A 20,475-nucleotide genomic window follows, 5' to 3' on the forward strand; every position below is an offset into this window, starting at 1 on the left:
GTAAAGGCAATAAAAAAATCACATAGACATTAGAAGCCTATTTATGAGTAGGCGGGTAGGCTACTGTCGAAATCCTCCACCTCGTCTTCAGTCAGGAGGTTGAGCAGCACGGCCTGCACGTCGACGGGTTTATCGACAATGGTTTCCCGGAACAGGCTGGCGTAGGAGCGGCCTGTGTCGCGCTGTCGTTCCAGCGTTAAGGCCCGTGCTTCTTCAAACTGCTCACAAAGTGAATCATCACTTAGCAAACGATTTAAAAGCTGCCGGTCGAGCGTAAGCTGGAACCCAGTGGGAGGGCTGACTTTCTGGGGGTCATTAGAGGAAGGTAGTTCTGATTGACCTTCGGGTTGGGAGGGGTTTAAGGCCGGGGCAAAGGTTGGGTCATCTAACTCTTTCTCTTGAGCGGTCAGGATTTCGGGCAAGGCCGTGGGCGGTTCCTCAACAGGTACGTAGGACGTTGTTTTACGACCCTGATTTAATAAAATCAGCTCGCTACGGTGGTAGGAAGCCATTGGCACAGGTACGTCGACGGTGGTCTTACCGGCTGTGGGCTGAAAGAAAGACATAAGGGTAGGTGTCGGGCGGGTTGCTTTTTTGGTCTTGCTCCGCCCAGTAAACCAAAGAACAAGGCCAGTCCAAAGCAGTAGGGCTACGGTGGCCAACACAATAAAAGTGCTGGTAGAAATGATAAGGAGCATAGGTCAGTAGTTATTGGCCCCTCCATCTCGTTTGATGAATTGGGCAAGAGTGTTGAGAAAGGTTTCGTCGGATTGCTGCGCCACTGCCTGATCGTGCAGGAAGCAGAAATAAGCCGTCATGGTTAGCTTGACACGATGTTTCAGCATGAGATAGCCAGCTATCTGAATATATTCTTCCCGCATCACGCTATCCAGATAGACAATCTTCACGCCGGTTTGGGGAGATGACTCCCGCTTTTTTGGCGAAGTAGGGAGCCGAACAGGTTGCTTAAGTGTAGTAGTCGGGGAAGAATTTGACTTAAATCTATTGCCTTTCGCTATTTCATTTATTGGTGGTGCTGTTGCCGAAGTAGTCTCGGTCGGGGCAGGGGAGGTGCCTGGTAACGACATATCCGGTTCAGCAGGCTTCATCGGTTCTGCATCCTGATGCACGAAATTGTGGTAGCGGTTTGCCTTTTGCCGAATGCTTTCGGCAGACCCACTGAGTGCAGGGGCATCTGGGTGTTGCCTGCCTGATAGCTTTATGGGTGCTTCTTCGTTTTGGGCCGGAGCAGACCGACGGTATTTATCGAGGTCCATTAGCGGTTGGCCATTGTGGGTGTTGGAAGCAGCGTATTAACCTCTTGGATCAGGCTGACAATGTCCTGCAAATATTGAGCTTCCCGCCATTCGGCTGGTTTGGGATCATCCTTCCTCCGAACGTACCGACCTGCGGGTATCAGCACGGGCGAAGCGATGGTCGTCAGCATTTTGGCCCGGTCGAAACCAGCATCGGCATCGTTAAGTCTCGTTCGTAGAAATGAAACCGGCACTACCTCGTTGCGGAACACCCCCGCCAAATAGGCTTCCAACGCGTTGGCCCGACGGCTAAACGTAAACTTATACTTGTTCCAGAAGCACCGGATAGTCAGGTAGTCGGGTAGCTGCCTATTCATTATATAATCCAGAATAGCTCCTACGTACTGAATGGATGCCGTTACATCAACCTGCTGGGTGGTGAAGGGAACGAGCAGCATATCCGTTTCGGCAAGGGCGCGAAGAATCCCGGCGTTGAACTGCCCGCCCATATCCAAGAAGATATAGTCGAAGTCGGCACGTACCCGGTCCATATCCAGTTCCTGGAGTGCCGAGAAGGGCAGGGCATGAATGGCGTAGTGCTCTGTAACCTTATGCAGTCGGTTGTTGCGGTATCGTTCAAAAGCCGCCTGATCGTTGGCACTGGAATAGGGCTGGGCCATTTGCATCAGTTCATCTGTAGACAGCGTGTGGTACGTCTGGGCCAATGTCGCTTGGGTGGCCAGTTCTTCCTCGCGTAAATCAGCAATGGAATGTTGGGGTGGGTCGCAGTCGAATACGATCACGCGCTGCCTGTCTACATACGCCAGGTGGGAGGCTATGATGGCCGTGAGTGTGGACTTGCCCATACCTCCTTTAGACGTGTGAATAGCGATAATCTTACCAGTCATTAGATTAAGAATAATGTAAAATATTAAACAAAATAAAATAATTAATTACATATTTGCAACTCATACACCTGAAACAACTTGGTTGGCATGGATGCATAAGTTGCAAGGGTTGCATCAGGCACCTTGGGTGGTAAAAGCAACGCTTGCAACTAAACCAATCAGGTTGCAGGCGTTGCAACAGGTGTACGAGGCAACCGAGTTGACCGATGCACCCAAACTTGAGGTGTGTAGCAAGCTATGTTTTTGTATATACAGGCATCTTGAATGGCAGGCAAGCAGCAGGAGAGCGGGGGAGGAGCCAAGCCGGAGAAAGCATCTGAAACTAAATCAACAGGCGTGTTCGTGCGACTCTCTCAGCAGGAACGGAAATCCCTTAAAACGGTTAGTCAGCAATCGGGTGTCAGTGTGTCGCAGTTATTACGAACGGGGGTATTGGGGCAGTTGGCGCAGCTTCCCCGGTTCCGCCAATTACCGCCCGAAGTGACGGCTCAGTTGAGTAAACTGGACCGGCTCACGACTGCTTTATGGTACATCAGCCAGCGGGCCGCAGCCGATGCTGTGTTCGCGCAGGATATCCGGTCTATCGTGTACGAAGTGGGCGAGATTGCTGGGCAGGTCAGGCAGTTCTGCCACTCGAACATGGCCCGGTACGCCACCGTTGCCCAACTTGATAAGCTCATAGAAGAAGGGCAGCAGCTAACCCTGCCCGAAGTGCTTGAGCAGTTGCAAAAAGTCAGCGACAGCTTCAACCCGCATCCAAAGAGATGATTGGAAAAGTAGCCCGGTTTGGCTCCAGCTTTTTGGGTGCCATGCAATATTGTTATTACGAAACCCGCGCCAACCATAGCCTTGACCGCAGCCGCATTCGGGGTGAACTGCTCTTTGTGCAACACGTTGGCGTAACCGTGATTAGCGACGAAAAGCTACGAACAGAGAATAATCAGCGGCTGAACCTGGAGCAGATGGCTACAGCGATGCAATCGGTGGCCAGCCTGAACGACCGGATACGTAAACCGGTATGGCACCAAAGCTTTTCGTTTCCGCCCGGTGAGTGCCCCTCAGCCGACATCATGGTGAAAATCTGCCAGTCGTTTGCCCGGACATTTGGCATGGAGAACAACCCGATGGTAGCCTTCCGACATCGGGACAGAGAGCATGAACACTTCCACATCATTACCAGCCGGGTTGACGGAACCGGTAGGAATACAGCCCAAACCAGCTTTAACTATCGGGAAGTTGGGCAGTTTTGCCGGGCAATGGAAGAGCGGCACGGCTTGATACCAGGCGTACCGATGGCGATAGAAGGCCGTAAAGCACAAACGCCCAAAACACCCACAGTGCAGATTGAGCCTGAAGTGGCCAAACCAGCGCAGCCTGACAGACCGGTGCAGGCTCCCCAAAGCCAGAAACGTCAAGGTCTATGAATGGGCTTTTATATAATAGTTTTATATTTGACTATTCAACTATTTATTTAGCTTATGGAAGCGGAAGACAAACAATCAGGCAACAAAATTCTTGACGGTCGCGGTAACGACGATGTTCATTTCGTCTTTGTACAGCAAGAATCCGTCTCGGTTTATGAAGTGAAGGACAGCTTGGGCGAGGTAGTCAGTATTGTCATCGCCGAGGGAATTGACGAGCCGGATCGGTTTCAGGCTCGTCCGGTATCCGAGCAGGATGCCATGAAGGTGCTAGCATTGGATGAGTATTACGGTGGGGATGAGTGGGAGGGATAGCTGATAAAAAATAATACGTACATCGGGATAAAGAATTGAACCTCATCATTACTGCTTTTCAAGCCCTTTGTGGCGACTGTATGCTTGTTAGCTTGCAGCGAGAGCCGGACGCAACAACCCAGCATATTGTTATTGATGCCGGATTCAGCCAAACGTATCACCGCACGTTAGCTGCCGCCATTCGACGAATCGTTAGCTGCGGTGATCCGATAAATCTGTTCGTCTTAACGCACACCGATAACGATCATGTAAGTGGTGCTATCCCTTTTCTAAAAGAGTTCAGTAGTTCGGTAGTGAATCTGTTCTGGATGAACTACGCCCCCCAAGATATTAGTGCAGATAACGGAGGCCCCGTTAGCGTAGCACAAGGCATCAGTTTACGTGAACAATTGATTTCGACTGGTAAGATTAATAGTACGCCAATACTGGCCAGCCAGCAGCATCAATTTGATTGCCTTAACGTATTTACTTTATCGCCTGATGCGGATCAATACGAGCGGTTCTTAACCAAGTGGAAGTCCCAAGAGCAACTAGTGAAGACTCGTGTACAAACGGTGTCTCACGCTACAAGCGACCATCGCTTGCCGGTCGAGCAGTTAGCGCAACAACCATTCACGCCCGATACGTCATGGAGCAACCGCAGCAGCATAGCGTTTTTGTTAACCGTTGGTGCGTTCTGCGGCCTGTTCACGGGTGATGCTCATGCGGATGTAGTGGCTGCTTCACTTCGGGGAATGGGCTATACGAAACAGCATCCGGTTCGGCTGAATTTCATGAAAGTATCTCATCATGGTTCAAAGGGCAATTCCAGCGATGAACTGTTAGACCTCATAGATTGTCAGCATTACTTGATCAGCACGAACGGAGCCAACCAGCACGGGCTACCGCATAAAGAAGCGTTAGCCCGCATCGTTTTAGCTACCCGTCGCCGTCGACCTAACGAGCAAGTTCATCTGTATTTTACATACGATGACCGGGTTTTGCGGTCGCTCTTCACCGAGTTCGAGCTGGATCAATACGGCATCTGCTGCCATTACCCAGCTACCCTTGCTAATTGTATTTCCCTAACCTATGAGTGCTGAAAACGCCATGTCCTCGTTGACCAACCCCATAAATACGTTAAGTGTACGGTTAACTGTATCAGGTAAGCCGGTCGGTAGTGGCTTTGTTGTCGTCACGGATGGCAATGAGTATAGCTACGTACTGACGGCCCGACATTGCTTTGCTAATCTGGAAGCAGTAAATGAAATAAGTGTTGACTGGTACGATTATGATCGGCGTAAATTCACGAGCATATTAGTTCGTATTGCCGACAACCCGCTACTGTTCAATGCTTCTCAGGACACCTACGATGGAGCCGTACTGGTAATTCCTCGTTCAAAACTACCCGTTCAGATTAACCCCGTTATTCTGCTGTCGTCAGTCGAACAGGATCAGGCATTTCGGTTCAGAGGGTATCCGGATGCCCTGTCGAATGAGCAACCGGAGCAACTTGATGCCACGGCAGGACTATGTCTGGGCGATCAAATTAAGTTGAAGGTGTCGGAAGATGTTGAAGACAACACCACAACGGCCTACGCGAATGTCAAAGGATTTTCGGGTAGCGGGCTGTTTAGACAGGATAACAACCATGTTTACATTGCCGGGATTGTAACAGAGTACCAAGCGGGTATCAAGCGATTCATTGCCCATACCCTCCCCCCGCTGAATACCTTATTGCGTACGCACAACTTTCCCGAGTTGAGTTTTACAGTCGCTTCAGCTACCAGTATTAGCAGTGCCCAGAATGATCCAGTGGATTTTGTTGATCAATGTCAGCGTTTGTTAGATGGGGCTAAGCAGGCCTGGGAAGACCTACGACCAAAGCAAGGGCTAATCCTTATTCGAACGGTTCGCGGTAACCTTGAAACGGCTGTTTTGTCAACTGAACGAAGAAAATCGCTGCTGGCGCAAGTAAACTACTTGGAGGCATTCATGGTGGGGGATCTCCGTGAGGATGTAGATGTAGATGAATTATTCATCGAAGCCCATTTGCTTATCCCCGAAGTATTGAATTATCAGGAACGGGCAGCCAATGCTTACCTGAACAAAGAACAACCTGACAAAGCCTACGAAGTAGCAGAGACTATTCTAAAGGAACATCCATTTAACCCCTATGCTTGGCTAATCATCGCCCACTTTGAACCAAATCAACCCGTGCCCCCGACGGTACAGGCGGAACCGGCGTACAAAGTCGGCTACTTAACCAAGATTGGAAAGCGAAAGGGCGACGGAGCTATACGTCCCGCCGACCATCCAAGCGTATTCCGCTCCGAGATTGATAGTCGGAAGATACCCGACGCGATCAGCCGCAAAACAATATACTATTGGTCGTATGTCGCACAGTTCGCGTTACATGAATTATTGGGCAAGTTGAATCAAATTCATAACCTGCAACGCCCAAAAGAATTGCTTGGCAACCCCCAACTAAAATATGCTCACGACCTGTTCGAGCTTATTTGCCGACGGGTCGAAAACTCCGACCTGCGAAATCAACCGTTCTTCCAGGTGATGCGCTTTGAGTTTTGTTACTGTCGATACTACCTGACGGATGATGTCGCTACTGCTCGTCAAATGGCCGAACAGCTTTTTGACCTGTTTGTTGGGACAAAACATGTGGTTGCCCTACCCTACTCAGCCAACCGACCAGCAGCTATAGAAGCTATACCGCACCGGCTGATTGATCTATTACAGATATTATTCGGTCAGGAGATGGGGCAGAATATGCTCGATGCCATCAATGCTGATAGAATTTATACCGGGGAGCCTATCCTTGATCTATTTAGAGGAATGGCCTATGGTCTAATCAACGATCCGGAAAAGCAAACTGCCTCGTTACGGTCGTTCCTTGCCAAAGTTGACAGCGTCGATGATCTCGACGTAATCAACTTTTTAAACCCCATTCGGGTGCTGTTGAAGGCGGGAGATTCTGTTGAGTCGATTCAACAAATAGCCAGTGACGGTAAAACGTTTGAGCAGCCATACTATAGGCCGCTACTTGAAGCGTTTTTATGGGCTGAAGAACAAGGACCCAAAGACCGGGCACGTGCCTGCGCCGAACAAGTTAAAGCACATTGGACCGTCTTACCCGATCTAATGCGCCTGGTTCTGGCACGAATCTTTATGCAATTGGGCGATTGGCCCGAGGCCAAAGAATTATTAGCGCAATTGTGTAACGAGGATGAGGAATCGGAGGAGCTTCTGCTGTTCATTATGGCGGTTTATAATGAGCGGAAAGAGATCGCACGTTTTCTTCAATTAGCCGCGAACTGGCGGGCAAACTTTACACCGCATCCGGGCTTAGTGCGGGTTGAACTGTCCGTTTACCAATCCCTGAGAAATTGGGCGAAGATGGAGGAGGGCGCAACATACGGTTTGGCTCACTTTCCTGAATCTGTGCCTTTTTGGTTCAATTTGGTTCTTTCATTAAATGCGCAGGGAACAAACAAAAAAGGAGTACTGCTAACTCAAATTGATCAGGATCATCACTTATTCCGCGATGATTACTCAGTGGAAACCCGTTTACGATTAATACACATCTGTTTCACGGTTGGCCTTGTCGGGAAAGGACTGGAAGTGTCGTACCGTATGTTGAAAGCGACTCCCGACAACCCTAATGTCCAGCAAGCCTATTTCTCTTTGTCCTCCAATTATCAGGCGTTTGATAATCTTGGCGTACCTGAGACGGCGCAACAGGATATGGTTGTTCGACTCCAATCGGAGGAGAACACACAATTACTCGAATTGACGGAAGAAGCCGTTCGTCACAACCGGGTGGCAAAAGCGGTCATCGGCCTTTCGGCGGGCGAGTCGTTCAAACTACATGATAAGGTAATGCATCGAGATGAGGAGTACACCGTCGTCCAGATCATGGATAAGTACTCCGGCCAGTTGGCGCTGATTATGCAAAAGGCAGAACAGCCGTTTAGTGGATTAGCAATGAGGTCTTTGAAGATTCCAACTGATGAGGCAGGTGAAATGGATTTTGGAAAATTCATTCAGCAATTACAGGAATCGTTTGGTCCGGAGGGTACTAAACACAAGCTAATTAGCGAAGAGTTACAGCAGCAGTTCGCCAGGGGCGAGATTGGTTTTATTGAGCTATGCCAAGGTGTTTTCGGGGGCGACCCGGTGGCCGCGTGGAACTACGCGACGTCGGATTACGCAGGCGGTTTTCCGATAGTGCCAATACATCTTCAGGCTACGCTCCCTAGTAACGAAGGCACCGAGTACGTGCTTGATTTTACGTCGCTACTTGCGTTATTCTTTCTGTCCAAAACAAAGGCGATACCGTTTAAAAAAACTACCTTCTTCGTATCCCAGTTCTTGATTGACCACGTATCACTGGAGCTGGAAACTGCCCTTCAAGAGCGGGGTAGTGTTATGTCACAGGAGATTCTGGTTGACCGTACTATCCTGCATCATCATCCAGAAGACCAACAGCAGCGTAAAGCCGCGTTTTGCCAAGAATTACGGGATTGGATTCACGAGCATTGTAAGCCAGATTATGCACCGGAACGGTTGTCCCTCGAGTTCACCGACCGCGACGATGAGCGCGATCTGTTTCCCGATAACCGGGCGTATATGGCTTCGTTCTACGATACGTTGCTTTTGGCTACTCGTCCTAATCGAATTTTAGTGACCGACGATACTCTGCCTTTCCGTTCTGAAATCGGAGTTCCGTTAATGACCACTGAACATTTTCTGCACAGCGAACACACGCAGCTCTATTTAGATCAATTGTGGCTCGATTTGGTAGGCTTCAACTTTCGCGGTCTAACCTTCGGAGCCAATCAGCTTTACCGAGTCTTTAAAGATTCGTTGTTGGAAAATGCCCACCAGAAAAACTATTACCGGGCTACGTTCAGCTTCTCAACGCAGTACAACTCAGAACCACGTTTGCTGTTTGCCGTGATTCTTTTTTTAAAAATGGTTTATAAAGAGCCTTTATTGTTGGATTATAAAAGGCAGGTATCACAAGCTTTGCTTCGCCGGTACTTTACGGGCACGTCATCCATCACCGAACGTGGCATCCTGCTTATTCGGCTTTTGATTGATCGTGAGTTTAAGTTGATGGGAGATTTTGGCGACTACCTCAAAGCCGATTTTGACCTTGTTCTCGGATTATAAAGGCAAGCCCATCAACATTAAAATTAGTTAAGTTTTAATGTTGATGGGCTTGCTATTGTTTTAGTCTAACTCTACCGCCCATGCCACCGCCAGCCGACGCCCACCATCGTAAAAAACGGCTGCATACCTGATTTCGGCAACCACCATTGCCGGATGCTGAGAACCACCGGAGCAAATTCAATTTCGACCCCTGCTTTGGCACCCAACAGAAATCTGCGGCCCGATGCCACTGTTGCGCAAACTGAATCCGTCATCATATGGCTCGGTGAAGTAGGCAATGTTTCATACGTAGCCAGCGGCTGAACAGAGCCGCGCACGAAGCGGGTGCGATACGCATTACGCCATAGGTTAAACTCGTATCCCCAGCCTATGCTGAATTGCCGGAGCTGCCCTGCCGAGGTTATGTCTGTTCCGACTATTGGTTTCTGCATATAGCTGGTCGTCACCTTCCAGGCGTTGTACTGCCGGTTGTAGCGACCGGTCGAGAGCAGGCCCACGAAGCCTACCGGATTCCAGGCCGACAAGCCATCGACCACGCCCCCCTGTATCTCTACAAAACGCTGCCCTTTAAGGTGTGTCTGGGCGTGAGTTCCACCCGAAAGCAGGCAGGTGAACAACAGCAAAAGCATTGATTTTTTCATGGTCAGAAGGGTTTGGCTAAGAGTAATACGTCGGCTTCCACCTGAAAGCGCAGGTGGCGACCTCCCTGCTTTTCATATAGTTCAATCTCCATCACTTTGTCTTCGGTGAGCGTCGTCATGGGTAGGGCGTACACCACCTGCTGCTCCGTTTTGGCCCGGAGTAATTTCGGTTCGACCGGATAGCGGCCGTAGGGTTTTAACTCGACTTCCTGAGCCGCCATGCGCTTGAGCTTCTCTTTGTCGCGGACGTAGAACTTCATAAAATCAACCTCGTAGTCAAGCTGACTGTCGTTGCGGAGGTTGAATTGCAGGTACATCACTTTGTCGGCTACGTAGATGCCCGTCAGTAGGTTGGTGAGCCGCATCGAAGAGGCTCCGATGTTGCGCATGAACGGCTTGCGCTCCAGCACTCGCTCACAATGATTCAGTAAGTCGGCCTCTGCCACCGGTAGCCCATCCGTTGCCGATACGGACTGCACGAACGTAATGGCCGCAGCCCGGTTGATGCCCAACGACCGGCTGGTGTAATCGTCGGCTGTGACGTTGTTGGCCATGTTGATGTTCAGGATTTCAGGCTCTTCCTGGTAGCGGATCAGGAACGAGAAAAACCCGCCGTCCTCGGTAATCACGGTCATATTGGTTTCTTTTCCCGAATCGGCCTGACAGAATATCGTCGCTTTCGGATTGGCTTTCACGCGCAGGACGTTCGTCACGGTTTCCGGAATCTGCGCCAGAACGTAGTCGGTGCCGGCATCGAACTCTCTGATCTTCGTCGGAAAGATAATGTGGGTGGTTTTTCGGTCGGAAATGCCGAGCGGGTACGATCCTTTCACTGCTGCCCGGTCGATAGGCAGCAGATACGGTTTTTCTCGAACTCGTTCAACCAATTCGGGATTGGCCACCCGAACCGGTGTAGCGACTTTGAGTGCAGGGACGGGGGGCGATTGATTCGCCTTAGTATCCTCGGCACTCGTTGGAGGAACGGCCTTTGTCTTCGTGGCTACAAGCAGTGCCAACGTACCTGGGGCTTTCGACGTAGTAGCCAACAGGGGAAGGGTTTTGCCCGCAACCGGTTTGACCGGGGTCTGAAGGCGGGCACCTTTCCTGGCTTGTCTGGGTGTTTGGCTTACGGCCAGTAAGGGCGTAAAGGCAATGAAAAAGAGTAAGAAAGGGCGTTTCATGAATACGGTTGTGTTGAATCGTTAATGGGAATAGCCAGCAGTGGCCTGCTCGGCTCGAAGAAAAATGCGGTAGTTGGGTTTGACCGTTACCTTAACGGCCGTCAGTTTGGACTGCACCAGCGAGCGAATGCCCTGAAAGGCGGTGTTGGTCACCTGCATAGCCAACTGACTGCCCACCTGCTGCCCGAATGAGCCTTGCGGCACGAAGTAGTAGGGCGACGAAACAGCCTGACCCGCCGAGGTTCCCAGGCCCTGCGCCACCCGGTTCTTATCGGCCAGTTTTGGCACAGAAAGGCCCGCACGGCCATCTAAGTCGTAGGCTGTGAGCCGAACAGGATAGATGTCGCTACCCAGCCGCACACTCGTTACCGTAACGTTTACGCGGTCGGCACTGATGCTGCACGTACCTGCCAGCAACGTATGAGCCGGAAGTTTTACCAATGCACCGTTCAGACGAAGAGTGGTCTCTTCGAGCAGGCGTAGGTTCAGCGTACTACCGTTCTGCACCGTAACAGCGTCGCCATCGCCGTGCACCACAGCAGGAATGGATGAAGCCGTTGGCGAAGGGTTGGCCGCTGACTTTGCCACCGTCGTCGATAGTCCATAAAAGCCCGCGTTACTTAAATTCATTGCCTTTCGTTCTGGTGCGCCAGTTGATCGAATAGATAAAGCGGGTTCCGTAGCTACGTCCTCCTGATCAGCAGTGCCTTCCTCAGCCGCGATTTCCCGCTTGAACAGGGTGCGGTAGGAGGGAGGCAACTCCCCGCCGTACTTTGCTTTCAATTCCCGATACTCATTTAGGTGCAGTGGCTCCGTAGCGGAGGGCAGGCCATTGCCCGATGTTCCGGTGGTCATTCGCTGGTTGGCCCGATCAATTTGCCGCAGCAGCACGTCGGCGGTTTGCTGGTCGAGGTCGCGTTGTCGTTTGGCTGTACGCTCTTCGGCCAGTTGCTCCCGGCCTTTGGCTGAGCGGTGCATAGTTCGATAGATCACATCCCGCTCAGCCTGCTGATGGTCGAATTGCCGCTTCAATTGGTTGTGTTGGGCTGATTTACGCTCCGTAGCTGTCAGGTACGGCTGTGTAGTCTGACCCGCCTGTTTACGAATGGCATTTATATCGGCATCGGTCAGCATTTCATTGGTGGCCCGTGTCATCGAGGGGTCTTTGCCCGTCAGCAGTTGGGTACCCGCTGCCGCCTGCCGGTCGATGGCCGATGATTGGGTCGGATTGAGCGTACCTGCATCAAAGCCGTACTTGTCGTACTTCTCTTTGGCATCGAGGTTGTGTGGCCGGGCTTCCGGGGGAGCCAACGCCGAGGCTCCACCGTCGGGTGTTTGGGCGGTTTGGTTGGCTGTATCGGAGGAGATAAAGCTACCCATAAAACCAAAAATAGCTACGCCGAGTAGGAAGGCAAACCCGCCGAAAAGCAGCAAAATCTGCTTGCGGCCTATCTTGCCTTTTTGAACCGTTTCGCTCCCCGGCGCGGGTTGTTCCTCAATCGGTGTATCAAAAAAAGGGTTGTTCTGCGGTTGTTCAAGTGGGTTCATTGCGTCAGTAAGGCAATAAAATAGAGTAGAAAAAAAGCTCCCAGGGCTGCGAGAAGTGCGTTTCTGGTCCCAAATCCGATGCGGTGCTGGCCCTGATTGAGTGTACTGGCTAACCTACGTTCCATCCGGGTCAGATAGTCTGCCATCAGCTTGCCGAATCGGAAGGCGGGATGATCCTGGGTACGTTCACCCAGCTCCGGCTGGCGGGGACGATCAGTAAATCCAAACAGGCCCATCTTATTTGCTGTATTCCTGCGTAACGCGCGATGACAGAATGTGGAAGTCACGCATGAGCAGTCCGTTGGGGGAGTTGTCGCTCCGGTTCACGTCCACCAAGTTAGTTTGTGTAACTAAGCTCCGATGTACAATAGCCGTTGCCCGTTCCTGCACCAGCCGGGCGTAGGTAATGGCCCGGTAAGGATAATGGCGCAGGTCGGCCACCACGGAGTCGATTTGCACCCGTTGCGTTACGTTACCCTGCACCATATCGCGGTAGAAATTCTGCTCAGCGAGGTTGTTGTACAGCCGCTTAGCCGATTCGTCGCACAGGAACATGGCCCGGCGGATGTTGTCATCGATAGATTTCGGATCAGGCGAAACCGTAAAAAATAGTTCGTGAAACCGCCCGACGTGGTGGCGTAATTCTGCCGGGCGGTTGTCGGTCACGCTGCCGCACGTCACCTGAATGGCTTCGCCCCGGTTGACGAGGTAAATCCGTTTGCTGAACTCGTTGCTGTACTTGAACGCCAGCCCCACGGCGGTAAGGGCCACGACTAAGCTGAACCCGAAGGCCGCTATCAGCAGCCATCGCCCCCGCTGAAAGTCTTTTTCCAATTGCAGTAGCTCTTTCATCGGTAGGGCTGGTAAGGGCTGAATTTGGTAATGAGGGGGATACTTCGTTCGTCGTAGATGGAAACAGCGGCCCCTTTGTGGTGAAACACATAGGTGTACTGCGTCGCCTGACGGTAGCGGCTAAAGCTCCAGACGATGCTCCAGGTAACCAGAAGGGCTAGCATGAGCAGACTGCCCACGCACAGCCAGGTTACGTGTTTGTGCTTGACCAACAGGTTGTTTTGATGGTAGTTCATCGGGTTATGTTTTATAAAAGGCAATGAATTAGAGTCGAGAAGTCAAGGCTCTGTATAGCCTAAAGGCAATGAATTAGAGTTGATTTTTCTTTGTTGGGTAAGTCTTCCGGTAGGCTCCGACGGTGACCCCGTGAGTAGCCGCGACCGCACCGGCACCCGTCCCGATGACGGCCCCGGCCACGCCCCCCGCAAACCCTTTTACACCCCGGCCAAAAACACTTCCGCCTGACGAAGCCCCCGCTCGTGCGCCACGTGCCATACCCCCGGCGACGTGCGCTGCCATCGTAAAAGGGGAGCGGGCCACGCCAGCCGCCATATTGCCACCAAGCCGCGCTACGTTGGTGACGCTATTACCGACGCGGGCAGCCACCGAATGGCCAGCCGCTTTGAGCGGTCTGGTTACCGGGGATGCGACTATACCAGCTCCTGACCTGGCTAAACTGGTAGCTCCCTGCACCATCGCGCCGACTCCACCCACCGTCACCAGCATGTTTGTCATGGACGGTACCTGACAATAGCCAATCAAACACATCACCAGAATGCCGATAAAGGCCAGGCCCATGTACTCCGGCGTGTGCGCTTCGGCACCGCCCGCGTTGCCCAACACGATGGTTTTGGGGTCGTAGTAGCTCAGGTATTTGAGCGTAACCTTGAACGCAATGGAGGAATAAATAGCCGCCACGGTGGGGAGCAGTGTGTAGTTGATGTACTTACCGAACCACTCCGCGATGTTGTTGCTCATGCCGGGAAATACAGCCAGCGCGATGGCAATCGGCGCGCCCATCCGTAACACCAGCCGGTAGGTGAACGAGATGAGAAACAGGATGCACTCGGCCAGTTGCATCAGGGCCAGCAGGATGTCCTGCGTGTAGGACAGCAACTCGTATTTGAACTTCTCGGAGTACTCCGCAAAGCTCAGTTTCAGACTCGACCCGAATGCGTCAGGGTCGAAAGAGGGGTCTACTTGCCGGAAAAGTTCAGGGTGTTCACCAATTTCCTGCCACTTAGCATCGACGGTCTGTTGAAGTAGCTTGGTTTGCTCGGCAATCTTGTCGTAGAGGGTACCGTTTTGCCGCTCCACGGCGGTGCGGATGCTCTCTCCCAATTTGTCGATACCGTTGCAGATGCGGGGCGAAAGACCAATGAGCACCATAAGCATGAATGGGCGCAGATAGGGGAAGAAGTCAATCGACTCCGAGCGCATGACTTGGGGAACCAGCCGTGAGAAGATATAAACGAGGGCACCAATACCGGCTACGGCCCTGATTTTGGACTCGATTAGAGCCGTAATGTCCATCGTCGAGGCCGTCATGTCGGCGTAAAGACCCAGCAGTGTTTTGTACGCGTCGAATAGCATAAGATGTAAGTGAATTGGTACGTCGGTAGATTGATAATGAGATGCTTAACCTCCGCTGCTATTCATCTTTTCCTGACACTCTCGCTGGATGGCGGCTCGTTTGTCTGCGGCTATTTGTCTGCCGCGAATCCGTACCAGAATGCCAAACTCCTCGTCGGAGATGATATGCCCGTCGTATGGGTCAACGTACCCATTTGGCTTGCCTTTCTTGTCAGGGTCAAAGTAGGGCGGATACAGAAACTTCATCTCCGCGAACGCCTGTTGCTCGCCCTGTAAGTCGGCAATCTGAAGCCGATCCTGGCACTCCTGCATCAAGGCTGTTTTCCGGTCAATCTCGGCTTGCTTCTGCCGTTGTTGCTGCGCGATGGTTTCCTCGTCGAGGGCCGACTTGCTGCGGTCGGTGTAGTCATCGTCATAACCCTTCTCGCCCAGCATGAACTGTACTTCCCCGTAGCTGCCCTGTTTATTTAGCGTTGGTTCTGCCATTGCGTACAGGCGGCTGGTCATCAGCCAGTCTTTTTGTGAACGTACCCGGCGCAGCGACAGACCACGTACCTTGTAGTAGTAGTTGTTCACCAGTCCTTGAAACTTCTTGGCACTTTCGTAGGCCCGGAAAATCCACTCAATTCGGCCCTGATCGTTTATCTCAAAGAGGTTCTGCGACGACCCCTGCCGCATGTCTTTCAGAATGTCGTTGGCCTGAGTACCCATTGCACTCAGGTCGTCGGCAATTAGCGAGTACTCTGCCGGGTAGATATGCCCGTCCTTGCTGATGACAGTCGAGATGCTTTGCAGTGTCCAAGTAGTCTGCTGCACCGTCTGAATCAGTTGTTGACCCCGGTGGTAGCTCTGCACGGCCCCCTTGACCTTCTTCAACTTCTCAATGGCATCGACCATTGTTTTGAAGGAGGGTTTCTGAATTAGCGACATCAGGTTCGATACCGCCGTGTGGATAGGGTCGCTCACCACAAACTGAGCCTGAAGGGCGGGCGGTGTCAGGCACAGGCAAAGCAGTAGCCCGGCCACCCGCATAAGTCGGTTGGTTTGCATCGGTTGGTTTGTTGTTAGGAATGCGTTAGTCTGTTCGGGGCTACGGCTTCGAGTAGTTCGTGTCCCCGTTTATGGCCTTGGGTGCTCGTCCGTTGGGGTGAAGCACCGGTACGCCCTGCGCGTTAACGGGGAGGTAGCCGCCAGCCCGTTCGCCCCGCGCCCAGCCCTTTACCGCCGACTCTAAATCATTGCCGTAAGACTCTTTGGCCAGTTCGTTAATCTGTTCCACCTCCGACCGCTCGGTGGTGAACGTACCGTAGGCGGTGCGGCTGACTTCCAGCCCGTACACCTTGCAGTAGTCGCCAAGCAGCAGGGCCAGATCATTGTAAGGCGGGCGATTTGGGTCTTTGCCTTTGTTGATGCTCAGTATGATATCCGCCTGTTTTTCCGACAACGACAGTATTTGCATGATTTCAGGGAACCGCTTTTCGTAGTTCTGATGGTCGAGCAGAAACTTGATGGGAGAGTTGTTGATAATAGCATCCTTTACAATGGGATTGCCCACCAGATCGTCCACTTCCTGCGTAACCACGCCGAGCGAACCCAGGTGCTTCCGTACCGTTTTGGAGCACCAACGGAGGAAGTGCGCAAAGTTTTCTTTCGCCAACGCTTTCCACGCTTCCTCGATGATAAGCATCTTTAACACCCCCTTCACGCTGAACAGCTTACGCACGTAGGTGTTCATAATCATGATGGTCGTGATGGGAAACAAAACGGGGTGGTCTTTGATGTTATCCAGTTCGTACACCACGAAGGGCAGCTCCATCAGGTCGATGTTACGGCGGGAGTTCAGCAGATAGCCATACTGGTTATCGGCGTGGAACGGGCGGAGTACGTACAGGAAATTGTTTAGGTTAAACTCCCGTTCCGACCCCATATTCCGGGCAAAAATGGCCGGGTAAGTATCCCGCGTGAATTCGTAGAAGCTGTCAAAGCAGGTGAAGGGGTTCTCCTCCGCATCCCGCGCCCGGCGCATGGCCCCGTAGTACTCATGCACGATGTTGGCAATGGTTACCTCTTCGGCTTTGGTTGCGGGTTCGCCGTCTTTCTTCCAGAGTGCCATCAGCAGGTTAGCCAGCGCGTCCTTTGTCTCCTCGTCAGGGTCCAGATCCCGGCTGTAAAAGGGGTTGAACTCAATCGGGTTGTCGGGTTCGTAGGTGACGTACCGCCCACCCATGAGCGCACAGAGCCGTTTGTAGGAGCCACCCACGTCGACCAGGCTAATGTGCATCCCGTGACTGAGCAGGTAAAACACCATGTTGTTCATGGTGAATGACTTACCTGACCCCGACGGGCCGACGACCATAAAGTTGCGGTTGGCAATAATACCCCGCTCCATCGGCCCGAAGAAGGGGTCTACCATACACGGGCGACCAAAGCGGTCGGTGAGCAGCAGGCCGTTCTTGCAGAAGAAATCATCTCGATAATTGGTCTCCGTGTTCCAGAGCGCGGTGGCCTCTTCCAGAAAGCAGGTCGCTAAGTTATCCGCCCCAATCTCGGCGATGTTGCCGGGGATGCACGACCAGAACAGCGTTTCCGCGTCGTGGCTGGCCAGTTTCGGCTTAAAGCCCAGTTTCGATATAGCCGCAGCAGCCTGGGACCGGTAGGTATCGGCCACGTCGGGATCGCGGTGAAACACCAGTACGTTGTAGTGCGCCCGCACCACCCGCCGGTTGCGGTCTTTAACCTCGTCCATAAACGCATCCTTTGAGCGGATACTCACCTCGTTCTCTTTCGACCAGGCCGCAAACGAGGTATGCCGCTTTACTTCCTTCACCAGTTGATTCGTCAGCGCGTGGCCGTCCTCGACGAGCAACACCTGATTGTAGACGTGGTTGAAAGGCAACAACATACCCAGCGCCGAGCCGGTCGAAATGGGAAAGTGGCTACTGTCGGTGGAGAACTGCTCCAGCCAGGCAGAATTATATACCTCGTTGGGGAAGTCGTCCAACTCCGACAGCGTGTAGGTATAGGTACGTTGCCCGGCTACGGTCAGCCCGTCCGTCAGGTCGATGTCGTGCAGCGTCGGGTCATCCAGTGACAGCGAAAAGTAGCGTTGGAATAGCCCGGTTTGTTCGCCGTTGTCGAGTAGTTCGGTGGGCGTAAGCCGGTGCAGTTTCATCTTACCTGAGTCCTGCACGATGGCCGCGAACTGGTTCATTACGTCGCCAAACTCCGCCCAGGTACGGCTCTCCTGTATCTCCTTCGGCACAAGATGCCGCTTCAGCAGCGACGATTGCCCGCTGGTACGTTTGAGCGGAGGGATCGCCGGGCGCGTCACGTACAGATAACAACGGTGACGCAGGTAGGGCCGGTCGGCAAAATGCCGCTCGTTTTCCCAGACCATGTAGTTAGAGGAGCGCAAAAATTCACTCTCGAACGTAGGTGTATATACGTCTTCAACAAACAGATCCTGTTTATGCACTATGTAGCCCACCGGCAGCACCTTAGTTGCCCGGATCAGCACGTCGTGCAGCGCGTCGTATTCCGTATCGGATACGGCGAAGATTTCCGGGGCCTGCAACTCAAACGCCATCGTGATGTCGGCATTCTTGGAAACAATGAATCCTGTTGGCCCGTCGATGCACAGGATGGGGAACAGGTCGGCCAGTGCCTTCTTTTTCTTCATCGTGCTTTGCGGGTTGAGTGCTGGCGTACGGGCACCAGCCGGTTAAACGATTGATACTGGCACACAAACGAGGGTTTGAGCCGCTGCACTTGGTGCTTCACGGCACCCCACCGTCCGTAGCGGCTTTGCTGGGTGTAACACCAGGTCAATGTTCCCCCCGCTCCCAGTGCCAGTAGCAGGATCGCCAGCAGAATGGGCAGGCCCACAATGTAGCTGAACAGCGTCAGGAAGACCGAGGCTATCAGCCCTCCGGCTGCGTAATAAAAGTGTTGGCCGCGCAGGCCCCGAAACTCAATTTCGTTATCGACCCCGCGATAGATGGAATAAGACTTCATAGCATAGCTGAAATAATGGAACTCATCAGGAATAGAAAGGCCAACGAGCCAAACCACTTGAACATGAATTCGTAGAGGTCGTCGTCGCCCCGCCGAAACTTTTGAAACACCCGAATCAGGCCGATGATGGCCATCACAACGCCCAGCAGCAAGGCCGCCCGGTTGCCTTCGATGGCCATCGACTGCGTGTATTGCTGGGCGAGGTAATCGCTCCCCCCGAACGAGGACGAGAAGGCCCCGCTCAGGATGAAGCGATCCACAGCGTAGGCCGCTCCACCACAGAAGGCGATGCTGGTTAGCCACAGCACCAACGGCCCCTCGACATCTTCGCCCCGGTTCCAGTTCTGATAGATGCGGAACCCTGCTATCACGGCGGCCAACGCGCAGAGCCACAGACCGATGGATTTGACTTGGCCATAAGCCTGAAATTCGTCGTAAAGCAGAATCACCGGTTCAGTCGGGTGTATTCGCGCAGCGAGTCCGACGCTGTACGATAGTAGTTGCGAATCGAATCAAGGCGGGCATCCTGACCCGGCTGGTACGGCGTAGCCGCCACAGCACCCGGCGCCGGATCGACTATTTCCGAGTCGTCTTCACCGCCCCGATACAGCAGTTTGTCGGTGCCGAAGCGAGCCGCTGTTACACTCGGCATCCGGTAGCTTACCCATCCTTGCAGGAACAGCGCAACGATACCTACCCCGATTACGGCTGAGCCTAACCGCCAGGTCTCTAAGGCAAAGTCACCCGTACCGGCCTGTACCCGCGAGTAGATGCGTAGCCCACCAATCAGTGCCATCAATCCGCATACCGCCCAAACGAATTTGAGAAACGTAGGCATCCTGCTTAGAATAGGGTTCGTAAACTGCGAGTCAATACCAACATGAGCAGCCGCGTTTCCATTCAGGTTAACGTCCTGTGCGATGCCCGCGTAGGTTAGCATACAGCAACCCAGCAGAAGTAGTGTTCGGGTTTGATACATATATTAGGCAGCATCAGGCATTCTGGAAGAATACGGCTTGTAGAATCGCGGCAAAGGCCAGCAGGAATAGCACTGAACCGCCCCAGTTTACGGCTGACTTCTGCACATCCTGGTCCCCCGCCTGCATTTTGGAATAAATGCGGAAGGCACCGAAAATGCCGACGATGGCCGCGATTACGTACATCACCGTTGTCATTGGCCGAAAATATTCTTGCAGGTCTCTGGTCGTCTGCGTGAGCACCTGAACCCCGGCCCCAATCCCTTTGGTCTGATCCACGGTCTGGGCCAACATAGTCGTCGTCGTTACGGCGATTAGTAGCAGACCTCGCCCGACGATAGTAAATCGTTTCATGTAAAGTTTGATTTGAACGGTTTTGTCTCCGGCCAGATGACTCTGCAAAGATTGGAAAAATGTTTAATTAATTAAATATTTATAGTTAAAAAATTATTTATAACGATAAACTATTATTGATAGTCAAAGTGTTACAGCTTTCTCAATTGACGAAGCCTGTATTGACGTCTATGGTCTTGTCAATGGTGTTGCATGTAGGCTGACCAGTATGCTATCTTTACTTCTGAGCTTTATCCTGTTTAACCA

General features: G+C 52.4%; 21 protein-coding genes. 5 read left to right on the plus strand and 16 right to left on the minus strand.

Annotated features, from left to right (window positions below; all coding sequences use genetic code 11):
• Nucleotides 1-41 precede the first annotated feature (41 nt).
• The 3 genes from F7231_RS26030 to F7231_RS26040 form a co-directional block, all read right to left on the minus strand.
• On the minus strand, nucleotides 42-566 hold the full coding sequence (locus tag F7231_RS26030; RefSeq protein WP_229370394.1) for a hypothetical protein: 525 nt from the start codon (nucleotides 564-566) through the stop codon (nucleotides 42-44).
• 135 nt (nucleotides 567-701) lie between these two features.
• Nucleotides 702-1,277 carry a hypothetical protein gene (locus F7231_RS26035; RefSeq protein WP_166694169.1) on the minus strand — a complete coding sequence of 192 codons (576 nt, stop codon included), beginning with the start codon at nucleotides 1,275-1,277 and terminating at the stop codon, nucleotides 702-704.
• Nucleotides 1,277-2,164 carry a ParA family protein gene (locus F7231_RS26040; RefSeq protein WP_166694170.1) on the minus strand — a complete coding sequence of 296 codons (888 nt, stop codon included), beginning with the start codon at nucleotides 2,162-2,164 and terminating at the stop codon, nucleotides 1,277-1,279. Before F7231_RS26040 ends, F7231_RS26035 begins: the two co-directional genes overlap by 1 nt.
• Nucleotides 2,165-2,428: 264 nt before the next feature.
• On the opposite strand from F7231_RS26040, the gene F7231_RS26045 reads away from it, so the two are divergent.
• The 5 genes from F7231_RS26045 to F7231_RS26065 are packed head-to-tail and all read left to right on the plus strand — an operon-like array spanning nucleotide 2,429 to nucleotide 9,069.
• Nucleotides 2,429-2,932, plus strand: a complete 504-nt coding sequence (locus F7231_RS26045; RefSeq protein WP_166694171.1) for a hypothetical protein — start codon at nucleotides 2,429-2,431, stop codon at nucleotides 2,930-2,932.
• Entirely contained in the window at nucleotides 2,929-3,588 is a 660-nt protein-coding gene (locus tag F7231_RS26050; protein WP_166694172.1) for a relaxase/mobilization nuclease domain-containing protein, read from the plus strand. Before F7231_RS26045 ends, F7231_RS26050 begins: the two co-directional genes overlap by 4 nt.
• Before the next feature lie 54 nt (nucleotides 3,589-3,642).
• Nucleotides 3,643-3,900 carry a hypothetical protein gene (locus F7231_RS26055; protein WP_166694173.1) on the plus strand — a complete coding sequence of 86 codons (258 nt, stop codon included), beginning with the start codon at nucleotides 3,643-3,645 and terminating at the stop codon, nucleotides 3,898-3,900.
• 35 nt (nucleotides 3,901-3,935) lie between these two features.
• On the plus strand, nucleotides 3,936-4,982 hold the full coding sequence (locus F7231_RS26060; protein WP_166694174.1) for a ComEC/Rec2 family competence protein: 1,047 nt from the start codon (nucleotides 3,936-3,938) through the stop codon (nucleotides 4,980-4,982).
• On the plus strand, nucleotides 4,972-9,069 hold the full coding sequence (locus F7231_RS26065) for a PIN domain-containing protein (RefSeq protein ID WP_166694175.1): 4,098 nt from the start codon (nucleotides 4,972-4,974) through the stop codon (nucleotides 9,067-9,069). Before F7231_RS26060 ends, F7231_RS26065 begins: the two co-directional genes overlap by 11 nt.
• Before the next feature lie 71 nt (nucleotides 9,070-9,140).
• On the opposite strand, the gene F7231_RS26070 is transcribed toward F7231_RS26065, so the two are convergent.
• The 13 genes from F7231_RS26070 to F7231_RS26130 all read right to left on the minus strand — a co-directional run bounded on the left by F7231_RS26070 (nucleotide 9,141) and on the right by F7231_RS26130 (nucleotide 20,229).
• The gene (locus tag F7231_RS26070; protein ID WP_166694176.1) at nucleotides 9,141-9,710 is read right to left on the minus strand and encodes a conjugal transfer protein TraO; all 570 of its coding nucleotides are present in this window, start codon (nucleotides 9,708-9,710) and stop codon (nucleotides 9,141-9,143) included.
• 2 nt (nucleotides 9,711-9,712) lie between these two features.
• Nucleotides 9,713-10,891, minus strand: a complete 1,179-nt coding sequence (gene traN, locus F7231_RS26075) for a conjugative transposon protein TraN (protein WP_166694177.1) — start codon at nucleotides 10,889-10,891, stop codon at nucleotides 9,713-9,715.
• Nucleotides 10,892-10,912: 21 nt separating this feature from the next.
• A complete protein-coding gene (gene traM / locus F7231_RS26080; protein WP_166694178.1) occupies nucleotides 10,913-12,439 on the minus strand; it encodes a conjugative transposon protein TraM in 1,527 nt (508 codons plus the stop codon).
• Nucleotides 12,436-12,675, minus strand: coding sequence for a hypothetical protein (locus F7231_RS26085; RefSeq protein WP_166694179.1), 240 nt, complete (start codon nucleotides 12,673-12,675; stop codon nucleotides 12,436-12,438). Before F7231_RS26085 ends, traM begins: the two co-directional genes overlap by 4 nt.
• A 1-nt stretch (nucleotide 12,676) precedes the next feature.
• Nucleotides 12,677-13,291: a conjugative transposon protein TraK gene (gene traK / locus F7231_RS26090; protein ID WP_019990986.1), complete on the minus strand. Its 615-nt coding sequence runs from the start codon at nucleotides 13,289-13,291 to the stop codon at nucleotides 12,677-12,679.
• Nucleotides 13,288-13,527 carry a hypothetical protein gene (locus F7231_RS26095; protein WP_166694180.1) on the minus strand — a complete coding sequence of 80 codons (240 nt, stop codon included), beginning with the start codon at nucleotides 13,525-13,527 and terminating at the stop codon, nucleotides 13,288-13,290. The genes traK and F7231_RS26095 overlap by 4 nt, the downstream gene beginning before the upstream one ends.
• Nucleotides 13,528-13,600: 73 nt before the next feature.
• On the minus strand, nucleotides 13,601-14,884 hold the full coding sequence (locus F7231_RS26100) for a TraJ family protein (protein WP_166694181.1): 1,284 nt from the start codon (nucleotides 14,882-14,884) through the stop codon (nucleotides 13,601-13,603).
• Between the two features lie 45 nt (nucleotides 14,885-14,929).
• Nucleotides 14,930-15,934 carry a hypothetical protein gene (locus tag F7231_RS26105; RefSeq protein ID WP_166694182.1) on the minus strand — a complete coding sequence of 335 codons (1,005 nt, stop codon included), beginning with the start codon at nucleotides 15,932-15,934 and terminating at the stop codon, nucleotides 14,930-14,932.
• A gap of 40 nt (nucleotides 15,935-15,974) precedes the next feature.
• Complete coding sequence (locus tag F7231_RS26110; protein WP_166694183.1) at nucleotides 15,975-18,563, minus strand: TraG family conjugative transposon ATPase; 2,589 nt, start codon at nucleotides 18,561-18,563, stop codon at nucleotides 15,975-15,977.
• Complete coding sequence (locus tag F7231_RS26115; protein WP_166694184.1) at nucleotides 18,560-18,898, minus strand: DUF4133 domain-containing protein; 339 nt, start codon at nucleotides 18,896-18,898, stop codon at nucleotides 18,560-18,562. The genes F7231_RS26110 and F7231_RS26115 overlap by 4 nt, the downstream gene beginning before the upstream one ends.
• Nucleotides 18,895-19,347 carry a DUF4134 family protein gene (locus F7231_RS26120; protein WP_166694185.1) on the minus strand — a complete coding sequence of 151 codons (453 nt, stop codon included), beginning with the start codon at nucleotides 19,345-19,347 and terminating at the stop codon, nucleotides 18,895-18,897. Before F7231_RS26120 ends, F7231_RS26115 begins: the two co-directional genes overlap by 4 nt.
• Complete coding sequence (locus tag F7231_RS26125; protein ID WP_229370397.1) at nucleotides 19,344-19,838, minus strand: DUF4134 family protein; 495 nt, start codon at nucleotides 19,836-19,838, stop codon at nucleotides 19,344-19,346. The genes F7231_RS26120 and F7231_RS26125 overlap by 4 nt, the downstream gene beginning before the upstream one ends.
• Nucleotides 19,839-19,890: 52 nt before the next feature.
• Complete coding sequence (locus F7231_RS26130; RefSeq protein ID WP_166694187.1) at nucleotides 19,891-20,229, minus strand: DUF4134 domain-containing protein; 339 nt, start codon at nucleotides 20,227-20,229, stop codon at nucleotides 19,891-19,893.
• Nucleotides 20,230-20,475: the final 246 nt, after the last annotated feature.

Origin of the sequence: Fibrivirga algicola (assembly GCF_011742925.1) — a bacterium.
In the GTDB taxonomy this organism is placed as follows: Bacteria; Bacteroidota; Bacteroidia; order Cytophagales; family Spirosomataceae; genus Fibrella; species Fibrella algicola.